General features: G+C 66.1%; 12 protein-coding genes and 1 pseudogene. 5 read left to right on the forward strand and 8 right to left on the reverse strand.

All coding sequences use genetic code 11. The features are described 5' to 3' along the window. The first annotated feature begins 4 nt into the window (after positions 1 to 4). A complete protein-coding gene (locus tag OHB26_RS12735; RefSeq protein WP_330184374.1) occupies positions 5 to 1,357 on the forward strand; it encodes an Hsp70 family protein in 1,353 nt (450 codons plus the stop codon). Between the two features lie 128 nt (positions 1,358 to 1,485). Here OHB26_RS12735 and OHB26_RS12740 read toward each other — a convergent pair whose 3' ends face one another. Then, entirely contained in the window at positions 1,486 to 1,935 is a 450-nt protein-coding gene (locus OHB26_RS12740; protein WP_330184375.1) for a hypothetical protein, read from the reverse strand. Positions 1,936 to 2,134: 199 nt separating this feature from the next. Here OHB26_RS12740 and OHB26_RS12745 point away from each other — a divergent pair, with 199 nt between their 5' ends. From OHB26_RS12745 to OHB26_RS12755, 3 genes and pseudogenes are all read left to right on the forward strand, one after another. After that, complete coding sequence (locus tag OHB26_RS12745) at positions 2,135 to 3,526, forward strand: helix-turn-helix transcriptional regulator (RefSeq protein WP_330184376.1); 1,392 nt, start codon at positions 2,135 to 2,137, stop codon at positions 3,524 to 3,526. Positions 3,527 to 3,554: 28 nt separating this feature from the next. After that, a complete protein-coding gene (locus OHB26_RS12750) occupies positions 3,555 to 4,814 on the forward strand; it encodes a pyridoxal phosphate-dependent aminotransferase (protein ID WP_330185619.1) in 1,260 nt (419 codons plus the stop codon). Between the two features lie 313 nt (positions 4,815 to 5,127). Continuing rightward, positions 5,128 to 6,402: pseudogene (locus OHB26_RS12755) on the forward strand (YibE/F family protein); the annotation flags it as partial. A gap of 422 nt (positions 6,403 to 6,824) precedes the next feature. Here OHB26_RS12755 and OHB26_RS12760 read toward each other — a convergent pair. The 3 genes from OHB26_RS12760 to OHB26_RS12770 all read right to left on the reverse strand — a co-directional run bounded on the left by OHB26_RS12760 (position 6,825) and on the right by OHB26_RS12770 (position 11,927). After that, on the reverse strand, positions 6,825 to 7,649 hold the full coding sequence (locus OHB26_RS12760) for a lytic polysaccharide monooxygenase (RefSeq protein ID WP_330184377.1): 825 nt from the start codon (positions 7,647 to 7,649) through the stop codon (positions 6,825 to 6,827). Between the two features lie 243 nt (positions 7,650 to 7,892). Next, entirely contained in the window at positions 7,893 to 8,657 is a 765-nt protein-coding gene (locus OHB26_RS12765; protein ID WP_330184378.1) for a copper homeostasis protein CutC, read from the reverse strand. A gap of 135 nt (positions 8,658 to 8,792) precedes the next feature. Continuing rightward, a complete protein-coding gene (locus OHB26_RS12770; protein ID WP_330184379.1) occupies positions 8,793 to 11,927 on the reverse strand; it encodes a (Fe-S)-binding protein in 3,135 nt (1,044 codons plus the stop codon). Positions 11,928 to 12,364: 437 nt separating this feature from the next. On the opposite strand from OHB26_RS12770, the gene OHB26_RS12775 reads away from it, so the two are divergent. Next, positions 12,365 to 13,000 (forward strand): hypothetical protein, encoded by a 636-nt coding sequence (locus OHB26_RS12775; RefSeq protein ID WP_330184380.1) that lies wholly within the window; start codon positions 12,365 to 12,367, stop codon positions 12,998 to 13,000. 66 nt (positions 13,001 to 13,066) lie between these two features. On the opposite strand, the gene OHB26_RS12780 is transcribed toward OHB26_RS12775, so the two are convergent. The 4 genes from OHB26_RS12780 to OHB26_RS12795 all read right to left on the reverse strand — a co-directional run bounded on the left by OHB26_RS12780 (position 13,067) and on the right by OHB26_RS12795 (position 18,273). Continuing rightward, positions 13,067 to 13,903 carry an NRDE family protein gene (locus OHB26_RS12780; RefSeq protein ID WP_330184381.1) on the reverse strand — a complete coding sequence of 279 codons (837 nt, stop codon included), beginning with the start codon at positions 13,901 to 13,903 and terminating at the stop codon, positions 13,067 to 13,069. Between the two features lie 254 nt (positions 13,904 to 14,157). Then, positions 14,158 to 15,483: a S1 family peptidase gene (locus tag OHB26_RS12785; RefSeq protein WP_330185620.1), complete on the reverse strand. Its 1,326-nt coding sequence runs from the start codon at positions 15,481 to 15,483 to the stop codon at positions 14,158 to 14,160. Positions 15,484 to 15,678: 195 nt separating this feature from the next. Continuing rightward, positions 15,679 to 17,037, reverse strand: a complete 1,359-nt coding sequence (locus OHB26_RS12790; RefSeq protein WP_330184382.1) for a S1 family peptidase — start codon at positions 17,035 to 17,037, stop codon at positions 15,679 to 15,681. Positions 17,038 to 17,142: 105 nt separating this feature from the next. Next, entirely contained in the window at positions 17,143 to 18,273 is a 1,131-nt protein-coding gene (locus OHB26_RS12795) for a hypothetical protein (RefSeq protein ID WP_330184383.1), read from the reverse strand. Positions 18,274 to 18,311 lie beyond the last annotated feature (38 nt).

Raw genomic sequence — 18,311 nt, forward strand, 5'->3', positions numbered from 1 at the left:
GCGAATGAGTTCGGTACTGGGAGTTTCCGTGGGGGCGGGCGCGGTTCGCGTGGCACGCCCGCATGCCGGGAACTCCGCCGAGCGCGGCACGGTGCAATCGCATGCGGCCGAATCCTTCGATGTGCAGGCCGTTCCGGTCGGTGAGCGCCGGGTCGAGGAGTTGGCCGCCGATGCCATCGGTGCGGTGCTGGCGGCTGATCCGCAGATCACCGCCACCGCCATCGCCTATCGCGATGAACAGCACGCGCGGGCGATTCGGGCCGAGCTGGCCCGTCGCCAGTTCACCAACTACGAACTCGTGCCGGATGTGATCGCGGCCCTGGAGTTCCTCGAATTCTCCGGTGAGCTGCAGGGATTCGGTACGGTCGCGCTCTACGATCTGGGTGCGTCCGGACTCTCGGTGACCGTGGTCGATACCGCTACGCGCCAGGTGAGTTACACCGAGCGCACCAGCGATATCAGTGGCGATTACCTGGATTCGCTGATTCGGGAGCAGCAGATAGCCTCCGGCCGGATCGCACATCCGCCGGACGCGGCCGGACTGGCCGCACTGGACGCGCTGTGCCGCACCGCGAAAGAGCAACTCTCCGAGAGCAGTGCGGTGGCGCTGCCCTCCACCGAGGGTCTGGTGCTGCTGTCCCAGGAGAACTTCGAAGCGCTGATCATGCTGGCCGTGGAGTCTTCGGCGCGCATGGCGCGCGATGTGATCCTGCGGTCCGAGCAGCCGGTGCAGGCGGTCGCGCTGATCGGCGGCTGCGCCCAGATTCCGCTGGTGGCACGGGTTTTGCGGCGCTGGCTGGGGGTACCGGTGCTGGTGCCCGCGAATCCGGGCACGGTCGCCACCCGCGGTGCCACGATGCTGGCGCGTCCGATGCGGCAGCGCCCCGCGGCCGCACCCTTCACCTCGGCCTTCGAGAATTCGATTCCGGCACAGCACGACTCGGACCCGCCGCTGCTATCCAGCGCCGGCGCGGTGGAGAAGTTCAGTCGTCGCCGGGAGATCAGCATTGCCGGGGTGGCGGTGGGCGCGCTGGTCGTGGTCGCCGCCATCGGCGTCTCGCTGGGCTGGGGTCCGCAAGTGCTGGAGCATGATTCGCAGAGCTCGGACGCGGCGACCAGCTCCGCGGTGGCCACCACCACGCGTCCGTCCACCGAGACCACCACGGTCGCGCCCACCACCACCGATGCCACCAATGAGTCCCTGGCCGCGCCACCGCCGCGCCGCGAGACGACCACCACCACCGAGGCCCCGCCCCCGCCGGGACCGAACACCATCACCATCATTCCGGGCCTGCCGCCGGTGATCGTGCCCACCTTGCCGCCGCTGTTCCCGGCTCCCGCCGCGCCCGCGGGCTGACGTAGCACGGCCACTGCGCTGCCACTCGGCATGAGTTCACCCGCCGAGTCCGCCCCGTCGACTGCCAGGAAATGGGGCGGACTCGGCGGGTCCGGCGCCTGCCGCGCCGGTGCGAGAACCGGCTGCGTTCAGTCCTCGCCTTCGGTTCCCACCGCCAGAGCTGTCGTAATGAGCATCGACAGGGGTGGGAGTGGACGATCGCGGGCGGGCGGCACCACCCAGTGACAGCCTTCGCGGGTCCAGCGACCGAGTCCGGTGGGCAGCATGACCGCGCTGCCGACCGCGGGTATACCGATATCGAGGCGGTTGAGCACCTCCATGATCTGCGCGTCGGGATGGGCGTCGGGCTCGGTGAGAAAACTCCAGCGAATCTGTCTGGCCAGCATGGGACCGCTGCGCCGCTGCTGATGCAGTGTGCTGCGGACCTTTTCGGCGCGCGGGACGGGCAGGTGCAGCACCCCGACCTCGCCCGTCACGGGAAGCATGACGAAGCCGCCGCGTTCGGTCACCGGAAGCCCGAATTCGTGCCGGTAGAAGGACACCCAGTCCTGCACCGTTCTCAGCTTGTCCGTGTTCACCACCCGACTCCTTGCCTCCCGATTCCAGGGTGGGGCCGGGCGGACGATGCGGGAATGCCGGTACGCCCTCCTTGCGCTGCCCAATCACTGCCACTGCTACCGGCACGTAAGCGACTGATACCAGCTACATCTCGGCTGTGGCAGCTGTCACGATGCACTCGTACCCTGGACATCGGAGTTCGTTCGGAAGGATGACATCGTGGTCCGGCAGTGGTCAGGTAAAGAGGCCCGTGCCCTCCGCGATGCCAAACGGATGAGTATCCGGGAGTTCGCGGCACATTTGGGTGTGCACGAACGCCTGGTTTCGAAGTGGGAGGCCGGTGGCGATCGGGTCCATCCCCGCCCCGTCAATCAGGCCGCTCTCGATACCTCCCTTGCCAGGTCCGACGATGTTGTGCGGGCACGGTTCGCGGCTTTGATCGACCAGCCCTTGATCGACCGCCCCGTACCCGGTTTCGATGTGCGCCAGGGCGTTCCGGCGCAGGCCAGTTATTCCAGCGACGCGGAACTGCTGGCACTCGTCGATACGGGTGCGATGAGGGGCGATGCGTTAGCGGCTATTTCGGAGAGGGATCTGATCATGGCGGCTGCCCATGAAGCAAGTGAGCATGCGGGCCGGGCGGAGGGTTCCAATGTGGGTGCCACCACGCTGGAACAGCTCGATGCCGATGTCACGCGTATCGCCAATGACTATGTGCACGTACCCCCCGTGCCCATGATGGTGGAGATGCTGCGGGTGCGCCGCCGGGTCTACCGCCTGCTCGAGGGGCATCAGCGTCCGGCCGATACCGGGCATCTGTATCTGCTCGCGGGCACGCTCTCCGGTCTGCTGGCCAATGCCAGCACCGATCTCGGCTATGTCGACGCCGCCGGTGAACAGGCAAGAGCCGCTTGGGCTTACGCGGAGTTGTGTGAGCACAACGGTTTACGGGCCTGGACCCGCGGGATGCAGGCGCTCATCGAGTACTGGTCGGAGCGGCCGCGGCGTGCGGTACTGCTGGCACAGAGCGGACAGCAGTACGCGGAGTCCGCCACCTCGCAGGTGCGGTTGCACAATATCGAGGCGCGCATCTGGTCCCGGCTCGGTTCGCCCGCCGATACCGAGCGGTGTATTCGCGCCGCGGACGATGCGCGGGACGGCAACTCCAGTGACACGCTGCACGACGAGGTCGGCGGCGTCTTCGGTTTCAACCAGCCCAAGGCGCAGTACTACGCGGGCGCGACCTATATCCATCTGGGTCAGGCCGAGCCCGCGCTGGAGGCGACCCGCCGCGCCATCGACCTGTATTCGAACGGGCCCACCGAACAGCGCTCGTACGGTGCGGAATCCCTGGCCAGGGTGGACAGTGCCGCCGCGCACCTGATCAACGGCAGTTTGGACGGCGCCGCCGAGGCGCTGCAACCGGTCCTGCAGCTCGATGAGGACAAGCGCATCGCGCAATTGGAGGAGCGCCTCACCGGCCTGCGTCAGCGTCTCACCTGCCCGGAGTTCCGGGAGGCCATCGAGGCCCGGCACCTGGACGAGCGAATCGAGGAGTTCTGCGGTACCACCGCCGCCAAGGGCATGCTGCCGCCCGATTCGCCGCGTTGAAAAAAGCTGGTTGCGGACGGATGGCACCATTGGACGGGTGAGTCCTTCCAGTCACCTACCGCATAAGTCCCCGCGCGTCCTGGAGCAGTCGACCAAACTCCAGAACGTGGTCTACGAGATCCGGGGGCCGGTACACGCACACGCGGCGCGACTGGAATCCGAGGGCCACCGCATCCTCAAGCTCAATATCGGCAATCCCGCGCCGTTCGGCTTCGACGCGCCCGATGTGATCATGCGTGACATCATCGCCGCCCTGCCGTACGCGCAGGGTTACTCCGAGTCCAAGGGCATTCTCTCCGCGCGCCGGGCCATCGTGACCCGCTACGAGGTGGTGCCGGGCTTCCCGAAGTTCGATGTGGACGATGTCTACCTGGGCAATGGCGTCTCCGAGCTGATCACCATCACCATGCAGGCGTTGTTGAACAATGGCGACGAGGTGCTGCTGCCCGCGCCGGACTATCCGCTGTGGACGGCCATGACCAGCCTCGCCGGTGGTACGCCGGTGCACTACCTCTGCGATGAATCCAATGGCTGGCAGCCGGATATCGCCGATATGGAATCCAAGATCACCGACAAGACCAAGGCGATTGTCGTGATCAACCCGAACAATCCGACGGGTGCGGTGTACTCGGCGGAGGTGCTGCAGCAGATTGTCGACCTGGCGCGCAAGCATCAACTGCTGCTGCTCGCGGATGAGATCTACGACAAGATCCTGTACGACGACGCCAAGCATATTTCGCTGGCCTCGCTCGCCCCGGACCTGCTGTGCCTGACCTTCAACGGGCTCTCCAAGGCGTATCGGGTGGCGGGTTACCGCTCCGGCTGGCTGGTGATCACCGGGCCGACCGATCATGCAGAGGGGTTCCTGGAGGGCATCTCACTGCTGGCCTCGTCGCGGCTGTGCCCGAATGTGCCCGCGCAGCATGCCATTCAGGTGGCGCTCGGCGGGCATCAGAGCATCGAGGATCTGATTCTGCCGGGTGGGCGACTACTCGAGCAGCGTGATGTGGCGTGGGAGAAGCTCAATACGATTCCGGGCGTCTCGTGTGTGAAGCCGGAGGGCGCGCTGTACGCGTTCCCGCGGCTGGATCCGGAAGTGCATGAGATCCACGATGATTCGAAGTTGGTGCTGGATCTGCTGTTGCAGGAGAAGATCCTGATGGTGCAGGGGACCGGGTTCAACTGGCCGCACCATGACCACCTGCGCATCGTGACGCTGCCGTGGGCGCGCGACCTGTCCGTGGCGATCGAGCGATTCGGCAATTTCCTCGCGGGTTACCGTCAGTAGCAAAACAAACCGCTAGTACGAAAAAGTTGGGTTTTTAGAGACTTAGCTAGCGCAAAGAACCGTCTTTTGTGTACAGTGGGACTCGGCACTCAGGTGCCCGGCCAGACCTCCTACCCCCCCTGGGACGTCTGGCCCTGGATTGGTCGGCCTACCCCCCCTGGGCCGCCGTCCCGGGCGGCGGAGACATCCCCCTGCTCTCCGCCGCCCCCTCCAGGAATTGCAAGGCTCGACCTCCGCGTCGAGCCTTTCTTTATGCCCAGTTCGAGGCGATACCGTCCGCGCTGCGGGAACCGTTTTCGTTTAGGGTTGCCCGGTGAGCGATCACCATCATCACCATCATGACCACTCCGGGCCCATTGCCATCGGGGCCACCGCCAAGTGGGTTGTCATCGGGCTGCTCACGTTCATCGGCGTGCTGGTACTCGGTGGGACCGTATGGCTTTGGCCGAGCAGTCAGCATGTGGATATTCCGCTGCCCATGCAGAACGGCGGTGGTGGGGCGCTGGTGACCGAGGCGGGGACGGTGATCAGTCAGGACATCGGGCCGTGCGGGAGTCCCTCGCTGGGTAAGCCGTTCGAGGACAAGCCGCAGGCGCCGCGCAGTAACGCGTACAACTGCCAGCGCAGCATCGTCACCATCGATTCGGGGGCGGACCAGGGTAAGAAGACGCTCTTCGAGATCGCGCCCGGTCCGGGGCAGCCCGACCTGCGGGTCGGCGACAGTCTGCGCATCGTGCGGCAGAGCGATACCAACGGGGCCACCGTGTACTCGTTCGACGACTATGCGCGCGGACTGCCGCTCGGCATTATCGTCGGCATCTTCGCGCTGGTCATTATCGTGGTGGCGCGCTGGCGTGGATTGCGCGCGCTGATCGGGCTCGGCTTCGCCTTCGGTGTGCTGGTGATCTTCATGCTGCCCGCGCTGCTGGATGGGAAACCGGCCATTCCGGTGGCGCTGGTGGCGGGATCGCTCATTCTCTACTCGGTGCTGTATTTGGCGCACGGGGTGAATCTGCGGACCAGTTCGGCGCTGCTGGGGACGCTCACCTCGATGGTGCTGGCGGCCGTATTGTCTTGGGTCGCACTGAAGATGACCCATCTGACCGGGTTGTCCGAGGAGCAGAACACCAATGTGGCGACCTATCTGCAGCATGTGAGCATCACCGGATTGCTGTTGGCGGGCTTCATCATCGGCTCGCTCGGTGTGCTCAATGACGTGACCATCACCCAGGCGTCGGCGGCGTTCGAACTCGCCGCACTGGACGAAAAGGCTTCGCGCCGCGGCATTTTCGCCGCCGCCATGCGGGTCGGGCGCGACCATATCGCCAGTACCGTCTACACCCTGGTGCTCGCCTACGCCGGTGGCGCGCTGCCGCTGCTGCTGCTGTTCAGTGTGGCGGGGCGCTCCATCCGCGATGTGCTCACCGGTGACGCGGTCGGTATCGAGATAGCGCGGTCGGCAGTCGGCGGTATCGCCCTCGCCCTTTCGGTCCCGCTCACCACCGCCATCGCGGTAATCCTGGCCCGCCCCTTCGGAAGTAAGCAGCCCGCCCGCGCGGTCGCCGCGAATCGCCCCCGTCCGGCCAAGCGGGCCGCGCGTCCCGTCGGTGCCCGCCCCACCGCGAAAAGCGATGCCGCGCAATCGGCTCCGACTCCGCGTGTTCCGCATCAGACCCCGCCGCCCAGGTCGGACGCGTGGCAGGAGGCGCCGACGCAGTCCTGGCCGGGTACCGGACCGCAGCGCGCGGTGCAGGAGTCACCACCACCCTGGTCGCTGAGAGCCGCTGCTGAGCAACAGAATCCGGTCTACGAAGACACCGACCCGTCGCTTCGGCGTCCGCCCGCGAAGCCGCAACAGCCGCCCCGCGGCGGCGGTGGTCGGCACTCCAAGCCCTGACGGGCACTGTTCGCAGGTGAGGGTGGCGCGCTCGGCGGAACGCGCCACCCTCCTTTTCCCTGATCAGGCACCGCGGCGCGGTGCGGCGACCGGATCAGGGGCTCGGAAACCCGTCAGATGCGTTGCCAGAGCGCGGGTGTCGCGGTAGGCATCCAGTTCGGGTCGTAGACGGTATGCGCCTGCAGGCAGCGGTAGCGACCGCCTTGATAGGTGACCACATCGCCGACGGCGTAGTGCGCGCCCACCCGCCACTCGGTGCCGGATGGCTGATCAGTGGTGGTCGGGTGCTGGTGGGTGGTGTGCGGTGCCGATGTGGGCGGCGCGGTCGTGGTGACCGGGGGCTTGGTTGTGGTCGGTGGGGCCGTGGTGGTGACCGGCGGTTTCGTGGTGGGAGGTGTTGTGGTGCCGGGTGATCCGCCGCCGATCTGCAGATCCAGGCAGGAGTAGAAGGCATTGGCGGTATCGCCGATATTCCAGACGGCGATGAGTTTCTGTCTGCCGCTGAAGCCGCTCAGGTCGATGGTGTGGGTGACGCCGCCGTCGGGTGGGGGCTGGTTGTTGCCGTCGACCACCCCGACGCGGGTGTTGCCGATGTAGTACTCCCAGTTGAGGGTTCGGTGCAGGGCGGTGAAGGTCCAGCTGAAAGTCGCTGTGCTGTCCACGGATTGGACCCGCCAGCCTTTGCTGTCATCGTCGAGATCGGCGAATCTGGCGATATTCGCACTGCAATTGCGTAGGCCCTTGGGCCCTTCCACACTCTGCGGCTCGTACTGAATTTCCCCGCAGGACACAATCTTTTCGACGCATTGCGCCTGTCTGCTGAGCGGCGATGAGACATAACCGTGTGCGTTCGCGACCCCGCCGGGCAGGATCGCGATCAGAAATGGCGTCAGGCCGATCGAGGCCATGGCGATGTACGGTCTTCTGCTGCTAAACACTTGAAACTCCTTGCGAGACAAGGGGGCAGCGGTGACCGGTGTGCTGTCCCGTGATGGATCCGTGACGTGATCCGAATCACTTTGAAGCAAGATCGTGCTCTGAAAGATATGTGGCAGCAACGTTTTGGTCAAGCGCCCTAGCTCGAGAAATTCGAAATTATTGTGACACAGCAAACTTGACGTGTACTACAGCAAACATTTCCCCCACAGCGGATTACCGCGTCATCCAGATCGGATATTTCCTCATACCGAAAGCCGCGCCGCCTCACAGAGCGCACCCACCCCGTCGGCATCGGTGACGAAATGATCGAACCCGCGCGGCGCCCCGATCTCGGCGAAATCGACCCCCGTGGCGTCCGCCGCGGACAGTGCGGGCACCGGAATGCGCACGGCCGCATGCAGATCCCGCGCACCCGTCAGTTCGATCACCCGGCGCGCGTTGTCGGCGCGCAGACCACCGCAGGGCATCACCTGAATTCGCCCGTCCGCCAGGGTGACCAGGCGCGTGATGAGCGCTGCCCCGTCCAGTACCGATACCTGTCGGCCCGAGGTGAGCAGCCGGGTGAACCCCAACTCCAACAGTTGATCGAATCCGCCGTAGGGGTCAGCGCACACATCGAAGGCCCGATGGCAGGTGACCTCCATCCCCTCGGCGGCGGCGAGCAGTTCCCGATTGGCCGCGACGGCGATATTGCCCTGCTCATCGAGGACCCCGATCACCACGCCGTGCGCCCCGGCCGCGCGCGCCTGCTCGATATCGGCGCGCATGAGCGCCACCTCATCGGCGGAGTAGCGGAAATCCCCCGGGCGCGGCCGGATCAGCACATGGATCTGGACATCGTCGGCGGTCTCGACCGCGGCCCGCACCAGTGCCGTACTCGGCGTCAGTCCACCCACCGACAGTCCGGTACACAATTCGACCCGCGTGGCGCCCGCCGCATCCGCGATCCGCACCCCCGCGAGCGACTCCACCCCGATCTCGACCCGAACCGCTCCCGCATCCGTCATACCTCAGAGTATGGGCGAAGATCGGCAATCGTGTTTGCCCAGCATTAGCAGAATCGATCATGGTGACCCTCGGATGAGACAGCGAGGGCGCGCTACCCGGGTGGGTAGCGCGCCCTCGCCGATGCTGTTCCGGCGTCAGTTCTTCTTGCCTGGGGCCTTCATACCGGACTTGAAGCCGAGCCCACCGGGCTTGGCCGCCGGCGGCTTGGCCGCACCGTTTCCTTCGGCGCTGCCATTGCTCTCGGCGGCGGTGCCGTTGGACTCGGTGGCGACCGGTTCGGCGGCAGCCGGGGCCGGAGCACCGGGAGCCTTCGGGCCGGGGCGCTTGAGGCCGGACTTCATGGCCAGACCCTTGGGTGCGATGGACGGCTTGGCCTCGGTGGCCTCGACCGGCGTCGCCGGAGCCGAATCGGCCGGAGCCGCCGTCGCTTCCGCCGGAGCCTCGGTCGCCGGAGCCGCGCTGGCTTCGGCGGGTTCGGCCGGGGTGGCGGCCTTGGCGCCGGGAGCCTTGGCGGCACCCTTCATGGCCAGACCCTTACCGGGAGCCTTCGCCGGACCCTTCATGGCCAGACCCTTGACGGGCTTGGCCGGAGCCGACGACGCCTCGGCGGTGGCCTCCGGAGCGGAAGCCTCGGCGGGAGCGGGCGTTTCAGCGGCCGGAGCGGCCTTCGCGCCGGGAGCCTTCAGGCCGCCCTTCATGGCGAGACCCTTGCCACCGGGAGCCTTGGCCGGACCCTTCATAGCCAGGCCCTTGGCGGGGGCGGCCGGAGCCGACGACGCCTCGGTGGTCTCGGCCGGAGCCGCTGCCTCGGCAGGCGCGGCGGCCTTGGCGCCGGGAGCCTTGGCGGCGCCCTTCATACCCAGACCCTTGCCGCCGGGTGCCTTGGCCGGCCCCTTCATACCCAGGCCCTTACCCGCGGGTGCGGCCTTGGGCTCGGCCGCGGCGGCGGTCTCGACCACAGGAGCCTCGGCCTCGACCGGCGCGGGCTCGGAAACCGGTTCGGGCTCTTCGACCTTCGGGACCTGAACAACCTTCAGGTTCTCGCTCAACACACTCGACTCGACCCGAGTGATCGAGTCCAACATCAACTGCGCCACATCGACGACCTCGGTGCCCTGACCGACCTCGCCACCATCCTTACGCGCGGTCACACCATCGGTCAGCATCACCCGGCAGAACGGGCACCCCGTCGCGATCAACGACGGCTCATTACCCCCCGCGAGGGTATCGAGGGCCTCATCGACACGGTCGACGTTGATGCGCTTGCCGAGCTGCTCCTCCATCCACATCCGCGCGCCACCGGCACCACAACACATCGACCGCTCACCATGACGCGGCATCTCGACCAGATTCGACCCCGACGCCGCCATCAACTCACGCGGAGCGTCGTAGATCTTGTTGTGCCGACCCAGATAACACGGATCGTGATAGGTGACATTCTTCGCCACCGGCGAGACCGGGATCAGGTTCTTGCCACGCACCAGGCGGTTCAACAACTGAGTGTGGTGCACCACCTCATAGGAGCCACCGACCTGCGGATACTCATTGTTCAACGCGTTGAAGCAATGCGCACAGGTCACCACGATCTTCTTCTTGGCCTGCTCGACACCCTCGAACACCGAATTCAACAGTTCGATGTTCTGCATCGCCAACTGCTGGAACAGGAACTCGTTACCCGCACGCCGCGCCGAGTCACCGGTGCAGGTCTCCTCCTGACCCAGCACCATGAACTTCACCCCCGCGGTCGCCAGCAACTCGGCCACGGCCTTGGTGGTCTTCTTCGCCCGATCCTCATACGCGCCCGCACAACCCACCCAGAACAGGTACTCGTACCCGTCGAAGGAATCCGCGTCCCGACCGAACACCGGAATCTCGAAGTCCACCTCGGAGATCCAGTTCAGGCGATCCTTGGCGTTCTGCCCCCACGGATTGCCCTTGTTCTCCAAATTCTTGAACAACCCCGCCAACTCGGACGGGAACTCCGACTCGATCAACACCTGATAGCGGCGCATATCGATGATGTGATCCACATGCTCGATATCGACCGGGCACTGCTCCACACACGCACCACACGTGGTGCACGACCACAACACCTCGGGATCGATAATGCCACCGACATCCTCGCCACCCACCAGCGGACGCTCCGCCTCGGCCCGCGCGGCCTCCGAAATGTTCGCCAGCGCACGCTCATTCGGCTTGCCCTCGGCATCGACGAGGCCGATCTCGTCGCCGCCCATATCTTTACGGCCACCGGCCAGCAGGTACGGGGCCTTGGCGTAACCGTGGTCGCGCAGCGACATGATCAGCAACTTGGGCGAGAGCGGCTTACCGGTATTCCATGCGGGGCACTGGGATTGGCAGCGACCGCATTCGGTGCAGGTGGTGACGTCGAGGATGTCCTTCCAGGAGAAGTCCTCGAACTTTCCGACACCGAAGGTGTCGTTGTCCGGGTCGGCGGTCTCCATATCGATCGGCTTGCCGTTCGACATCATCGGCTTGAGGGCGCCGAGGGCGACGGTGCCGTCGTTCTCACGCTTGAAGTAGATGTTCGGGAAGGCCGCGAACCGGTGCCAGGCCACACCCCAGGTGACATTGCGGCCGACCAGCAGCAGGAAGAGCGCGCCGGAGCAGAGCTTGATGAACGCGAAGATCGACACCATGGCGATCGATTCGGGCAGCAGCTTGGCGACCTGCTCGGTGAAGAAGTCGCTCCAGGTGTGCGATTCGCCGTAGGTGGCGATCTTGCCCGCCTTGACGAAGACCATGCCCAGGCCCTCGACCAGCACGATGGCCTCGATCACGTAGGCGGGGGCGAACTTCGAGCCGCTGAAGCGCGAAAGGCGTTCCGGCACACGGGGGTGGTTCAGCTGGCGGATGGCGATCAGCACCAGAATGCCGACAATCGTTCCGATGCCCAGGATTTCGTCCACCAGGTGGTAGATGCCCCAGGACCCGATGATGGGCCAGTGGAATTCGGGGTCGAAAGTCTGACCGTAGGCCTCGAACCACAGGATGAACCCGGCGAGGAAGCCGATCATGACCAGCCAGTGCGCCCAGCCGACCGTGCGGAATTTGTTCATGCGCGTATGCGCGAGGAACTCCACGAGCATGGTCTTGAAGCGGGGAATGAACGGCCGCCACCGATCGGGTGCGGACTGACCGACCATGATGGTGCGCGTGATGTTTCGTACGCCACCGATGAACGATGCCCAACAGAAGACTGTGAACACCGCCCCAATCGTGCCCAGTGTCACTGTCAGGGCATTCATGTCGCGACCTTTCTGACCGGTTCAACAAGCTCTCCGAGGACGGCCTGGTCCGCCTTGGTTGGCTCGTATCCTAACGAACAGTAAGTTACCCGTCGGTAACTTAACTGTCCAGCGTGTTCCCACACCGTAAATCCCGGCAAATCACGCGTTTAACAAAGGGCAGGCTTACTTCGAAAGACCCTGTCTTTCAGGGCATCGCGAATGTCGCTTATCGGCCACCGTTCGATTAAGATCACGTCGTCCGAAGTCTGTGCGCATCTTCACATGCTCGGGGAGTGTCGCCACCAGCGCGTAGGCAGGGCCCGAGGGAAGCCAGGGCCTCGCGTGGCGAAGATGCGGACAGCGGATTTACCTGATGACGGATTGGAAAAAACCGAATGAAGTTTCGCAGCACCACTGCGGCGGCTGCCTTGGTCATCGGCGCAATGACCATTGGGATGACTTCTGCCCACGCCGATGCCACCACGGAGCCCGCGGGGATCTCCTACTCCAGCAAGCTCGTTGACCAGAAGGTCGACAACAAGGACGTCAAGACCGTCGTTTCGACGCTCAAGAACGGCACCTTCGAGCTCAGCGAGCAGGACGGGGCGACTCCGGAAGACCCCAAGGTGACGATCGTCAACGTCAAGGACGTCAAGGGCGCCACCGCAATCTCCTTCCCGCTGCAGTTCGATGTCGCGGGCACCGATGTGCAGGTGAAGCCGACGGTCAAGGATGACGGCAAGGTTCTCGAGATCGTTCCCGAGAAGCCCGCCGACTTCCAGCCCGGCGCGGCGCAGCTGGCCGTCAAGCCCATCGCCTCGGCGCGGGAGAACCAAAGCGCGATGAGCAACTTCTCCACCCAGTTCGCGCTGGCCACCGGTATCGGCACCTTCGTCGGCACCGCGCTCGGCGCGGGTATCGGCTGCCTGGTCACCGCGATCGCGGGTTGTGTGCCCGGTCTGCTCGCGGGCGCGGGTATCGGCGGCATCCTCGGCACCATCGCCGTGGGTGGTCCGACGCTGGTCGCGGCCGGTCTGGAGCTCATTCAGACGTTGCAGGCGGCGGATGGCACCACCAAGTGGGCCAACTGATCTAGCACCGCTCGTACCGGCCCGCCCGCTTCGTCGGGGCGGGCCGGTCGTGTTTTTCGGGTCTGGTCAGGCGGGCAGGTCCAGCCGGCCGTGGAACGAGACGGTGCCCTTGCGACGCGCGAAGCGGCCGAAGGTGCGTTCGGTCATCTCGAAGCGGCCGTCCTCACGCACCAGCAGCACTGTGCTGCACCGGGTTCCGTGCAGCGGATGATTGACGAAGCGGGACGAGGCGGTGCGCTCATGGAATCTGCCGACACCGGTGTCGGGTAGTTCGGCATCGGCGGCACGTTGCCGGTCCGCGAGTACCGCGAGATAGCCGGAGACATCCGCGGGATTCGATTGCACCGCCCTGTGTAGCCCCAGCAGGCCCTCGCGCACCTTCGGCCACACCGGAGTATCGGTTCCGGTGTACAGCTCGCCATCGGGCCACAGGGATGTCGCGAGTGCGCCATTGGAGAGTCCGTGGAAGCCCGCGCTGAGTTCGCGCGGGCCCTGTTCGCCGCGATTACCGTGCCACCACAGCGATTCCAGATCCGAGACGGCCAGGTTGAAGCCGTTGTAGTCGTCCGCGGCGGCGGCGACCGAGCGCACGAACTTCTCCGAATCCTGCTCGCCGCGCAGGAAATCCAGTAGCAGCGCCCCGCGTGAGCGCGCGTCGGCGCGCTTCTCGTTCGGCCCGCGCACATTGGTGACCGCGGCGAATCGGTGCGCGTCGCGGTCCAATCCGAGCCAGGTGCCCGGCACCGGACCGGCAGCCCCCATATCGCGTCCGGCCAGCAGTCCGGGCATCTCTTCCCACCAGCGCAGCGATTCGGTTGGGCGCGTGAAGAACTCGTCCCGGTTCGCGGCGACGATCAACCGATACTCCGGATGCGCCCGCCACCCGAGCAACACCAAACACATATCTCCAGCATGCGGTGTTTGATTTGCCTCCGCTGCGCTACGGCTGTTCGCGGCCCCCGAAGTCCCGGTTCTTCCCTCGCTCCGGCTCCTCCGCTGCGCTCCCCCGCTTCCACTCAGTCCAGAACCGGGACGGGCCGCGAACTTGGGGCTCATGTCGATCCCGGCGTACCGCTGATTTGGGGGCGAATGTGAAAGGGCCGGTAGCGCAATCGCTACCGGCCCTTTCACAGGCTCTTGCTCGGTTCGGGTGTCGCTCAGTTGGTGCGGACGCGCAGACCCGGGTTGTCGGAGAGCACCGTGCTGATCGGCTGGGCGAACAGCTGGGGGGCGTTACCGGTGATCAGGCCGATCAGGTTGGGGATCTCGCAGATCGGGTAGTCGGCGACCGAGGAGGCGCTGGAGATGCCCAGGGCCAGGGTGCCGGTCACGATCGGGCCGCCACTGTCGCCGGGCAGGGCGCAGATATTGGCGGAGAAGCTCTGGGTGAGCTGGTGATCGCCGACCTGCACGGTCTGATCGACCGCGTTCACCACACCGCAGCTGAAGCCGGTGCGCGAACCCGACTTGCAGACCGGCGCGCCGACGACCGGCACCGCGACACCGGTGATGGCGACCGGCGCGGCGTTGGGCACGCGAACCAGGTTGTTGGAGAGGCGATCCCGCGCGCCGTCGGCGACCGAGACGATGGAGTAGTCCTGGGCGCCCAGGATCGACTTCTGGAAGCTGCCGATCTGCGCGCCGGTGTGGTCACCGCCGAGCAGTTCGAACACGCCGGGGGAGTTCGCCCCGCCCGTGGCCGGAATATTCGGATTGCAGTGTCCCGCGGTGATATTCACGACATTGTCGTTGCGATCCAGGCCGTTGAAGCCGAGCGAGCAGCGCAGCGACATGCGGCCGGCCACCGACGCGTACGCGTCACCGGCGGCCAGCGGGCCGGCGCCGTTACCGGCGATGGCGCTCGCCTGCGGCACATTCGCGTCCTCGCTGCCGGTCGGCGGCACCGCCATCACGATGACCCGGGCCGGATCGACGAAGTTGGGCAGCGCCAGTCCGGCCTGCTCGACCCGCACCGCGATGCTGTTGTTCATGGTGTCGATGGCCACGCCGCGCACGGCCTTGGCCACAGTGTCGGGCTGACCCTCGAGCCACTTCTGGAAGGCGTTCTTCTCACCGCGCAGGGTGGATTCGCTCTTGGCGACATCCTTGACGGTGAATCCGGCGTCGGTGGCGGCCTTGCGGGCGGCGTCGATACCCGGTCCGTCGGCCAGCGCGACCACGGCCTTACCGGCCTCGTCGAGCCAGGAGCCCGCGAAGACCTGCGGGAACTGGCGCTGCGCGGTGGCGGAGAAGGCGGCCACCTGCTGGGCGAGGGCGGCGCGGTTCAGATAGTCCTGGGGGGAGATCTTGAGATCGCGGGTGATGGCGGCGATCAGCTCCGCGGGCAGATCGGGCGTCGCGGGCTCCGCGTGTGCGCTTACCGCCACCGGTCCGGCGATCAGCAGCGCGCTGGCCGCGATCGCCGCTGAACGGACAAGGGACCGCGGCCTGCGGCGGCCCACGGGCAGCGAGGAATAGCGCATACGTGGCAGGAGCATGACGCCGACTATATGGGCTCCAGGCGCTATTGTCTGCCTCCGCTTCGCTTCGGCGGGGCTCGCGGCCTCGAAGTCTCGCTTCTTCCCTCCCCCCGCTCGGTCCAGAAACGAGACGGCCGCGAACCTTTGACGGGTTCGCGGCCGAAGTTGGTCGGGTGAATATTTATTTGGAGTTCACGGTCAGTTCGTGTTCGGACGTGTGCGCACCTGAATTCCGTTGCCGAGTCCACCACCGGAATTCGCGCTGATATCGGCGAGGATGGCGCGCACCGGAATGCCCAGCGTCGCGGTTCCGCCGTACTGGGCGAGTTGGGTGTTGGCCTCACTGCAATTCGGCGCGTCGGCCGCATTCGAACCGCTGGTGATTCCGAGGGCGAGCGTGCCGGAGACGATCGCGCCGCCACTGTCACCACCCAGGGTGCAGGCGCTGGAGGCGAAGCCGCGCACCGTCTTGGACTGGCCCTCGGAGGTGAACAGCTGCGTCTCCACACGATCGGCCACCACGAAACCACAAGTGAATGTGGAGGATTGGCCCGACTTGCAGATCGGCGCACCGGTGATCGGATCGGCCACACCGGTGATGGTGAGCGTGGTGCCGTTGGCGCCGCGCACCGACGGCTGATCCATTCCGGCGTGCACCGCGGCCTCGTTCAACTTGATGACCGAGTAGTCCAGTGCGTTGCCGCCACCCAGCTGCGAGCGCACGAAGCTGCCCAGCGGCGGGCTCGCGGTCAGATTGCGAATATTGGGCAGGTACACATCGGCCTGCTCATTGGCCTTGCCGATATTCGGATTGCAGTGCCCGGCGCTGATGTTGAGTGCGTTGCCCGCGGTATCGACACTGTTGAATCCGAACGAGCAGACATCGACGCTCTGCAGCGACGAATCGGTCAGCGAGGTCGGCGCGCTGATATAGGTGTCGCCACCCATCGGGCGACGCTCCACCGGACCACCGCTGTCGGGGGAGAGCACCACCTTGATATTCGCGATCAGGGTGGGCAGATTCAGCAGATGCCCGGCGGGCGTGTTCGCGACGCTCAGTACCAGTTGGCTATTGAGGAAATCGATGGCGACCGAATTGATGGCGCCGGAGATTTCGCGCGGCAGACTGCTGATCCAGCTGTTCAGCTGATCGACCGAGCCCTCCAGGCCGTCGGCGTTGATCGGGGCCAGCCGGGTCTGGTAGCCGTCGGCCGCGGCGATCTTGGCGGCATCGAGGGAGGTGACCGCGAGTACCGGCTTGCCATCGGTGCCCATCCAGGCGCCGGCGAAGTCCTCGGGGCGCTCCGAGCGGAATTCCTTTGCGTAGTCCCGCAATTGCTGTGCCTTGGCGGCGCGGTCCAGGTACTCGACGGGCGTCATCTTGAGATCGCGCTGGATGGCCTGGACGAGCTCGGCCGGAAGCTTGTCCGCGGCAAGCTGATCGGCTGGTTCCGCACCGGCGGGAATCGCTGCGAACAAGGGGCCGACCAGGACGGTCGAGGCAAAGGCGATGGTTGCTGCTCGGACCGTGGCGCGGCGCGCCATGAACTTGCGCATGGAGTCCCTTCGTAGTGCACCAGCAGACCGACGCTCCGAGTTACATGACGGAACATCGGTCAGCGCACCACTTTAGGGCATCAATCACATATGGGCGCTATGAAATCAGTTCGGATACAGCGGCCACGGATCCTGGAAGACCGGCGGTGTCGGCAGGCTCCAGGTGGGTACCGGTGGGTACCGGTAGTACGGCGGTGTGGTGACCGTGGTCGGCGGTGGGGTGGGCCGGGCCGTGGTGGTCGGCGGTGCCTCGGTGGTCGGCGGCGGGGTGGTGGTCGGCGGGGCCACGGTGGTGGTCTGGGAGTCGACCGAATCGGCGGACGGCGGCGGCGCTTCGGAGGAGGAGTCCGGCGGCGGGGGTGGCAATGGTGGCGCCGCGCCCGCGGTGGCGACCGGTTGATTCGCGACCTCGCCGCGCGGCGGGCCCGGGGTGGAGTCGTCCTGACGCAACACCGCCGCCACCCCTAGGGCACCGAGTAGCAAACCGATCAGGGCGGTGGCCGCGGCGATCAGGTAGGTGCCGCGATTGGCCCGCTGTCGTGGCAGCCGCACTATCGGTTGCTCGGCGGTAACCGGACCGACGGTGCGATCGACCGTGGTGGCGGTGGGAATGGCGGCCGAGTACGCCTGCAACGGCGGTTCGGCGGTCGCCAGCGCCGGGAGGATATCGGTGACGTCGGCGGCATTGGCGGTGCCCGCGTCCGGATCGGGCGGGGTCAGGCCCGCGGGCGTGGCCAGCACCGCGGCCAGCGCGGCCCGAGCGGCGTTGTACGCGAACGACTTTCCGGTATCACCGTCGGACTGCGGCAGATCACGCTCACTGACCAGCACCACCGACTTCAGGCCCAGATAGTCCAGGGCCTCGCGCAGCGCCCGCACATTCGCCTCCGGCCAGCCGGTCGGATGCGTGGCATAGAACTCGGCCGGGCCGTTCAGATGATCGGCGGCCAGATTGATCAGGCAGAAGGCGGCGGTCGCCATCAGGTCCTCGGCGCGGTACGCCTCGCCCTCGTCCACCGGCATACCCGCCGGATCGCCGACGGCGGCCACGAAACCGCTGATCGAATGCGCGTCCTCGCCCGGTGCGTCGCCGCCGAGCACCGCGTCACCGTCATCGGACATGTGCAGGATCGACTCGCGGACGATGTAGTGCACCGGGAGTGTGGCGTCGTCGCCGGTCACGACAGCCACGACCGATTCGTCGTCGGCTATGCGCAGCCCCACCCCAGTGGCCATCGTCGTTACCTCACTCGGTGTGTCCGGGAACTCTCCGC

Source organism: Nocardia sp. NBC_01503, assembly GCF_036327755.1.
Taxonomy (GTDB): Bacteria; Actinomycetota; Actinomycetes; order Mycobacteriales; family Mycobacteriaceae; genus Nocardia.

What these genes read in the sequence shown, in the direction of transcription:
- OHB26_RS12735 (WP_330184374.1), top strand. Translation starts at nt 5, where the DNA reads ATGAGTTCGGTACTGGGAGTTTCCGTGGGGGCGGGCGCGGTTCGCGTG.
- OHB26_RS12765 (WP_330184378.1), bottom strand. Translation starts at nt 8,657, where the DNA reads ATGACGGATGCGGGAGCGGTTCGGGTCGAGATCGGGGTGGAGTCGCTC.
- OHB26_RS12770 (WP_330184379.1), bottom strand. Translation starts at nt 11,927, where the DNA reads ATGAATGCCCTGACAGTGACACTGGGCACGATTGGGGCGGTGTTCACA.
- OHB26_RS12775 (WP_330184380.1), top strand. Translation starts at nt 12,365, where the DNA reads ATGACTTCTGCCCACGCCGATGCCACCACGGAGCCCGCGGGGATCTCC.
- OHB26_RS12780 (WP_330184381.1), bottom strand. Translation starts at nt 13,903, where the DNA reads ATGTGTTTGGTGTTGCTCGGGTGGCGGGCGCATCCGGAGTATCGGTTG.
- OHB26_RS12785 (WP_330185620.1), bottom strand. Translation starts at nt 15,483, where the DNA reads ATGCGCTATTCCTCGCTGCCCGTGGGCCGCCGCAGGCCGCGGTCCCTT.
- OHB26_RS12790 (WP_330184382.1), bottom strand. Translation starts at nt 17,037, where the DNA reads ATGCGCAAGTTCATGGCGCGCCGCGCCACGGTCCGAGCAGCAACCATC.
- OHB26_RS12795 (WP_330184383.1), bottom strand. Translation starts at nt 18,273, where the DNA reads ATGGCCACTGGGGTGGGGCTGCGCATAGCCGACGACGAATCGGTCGTG.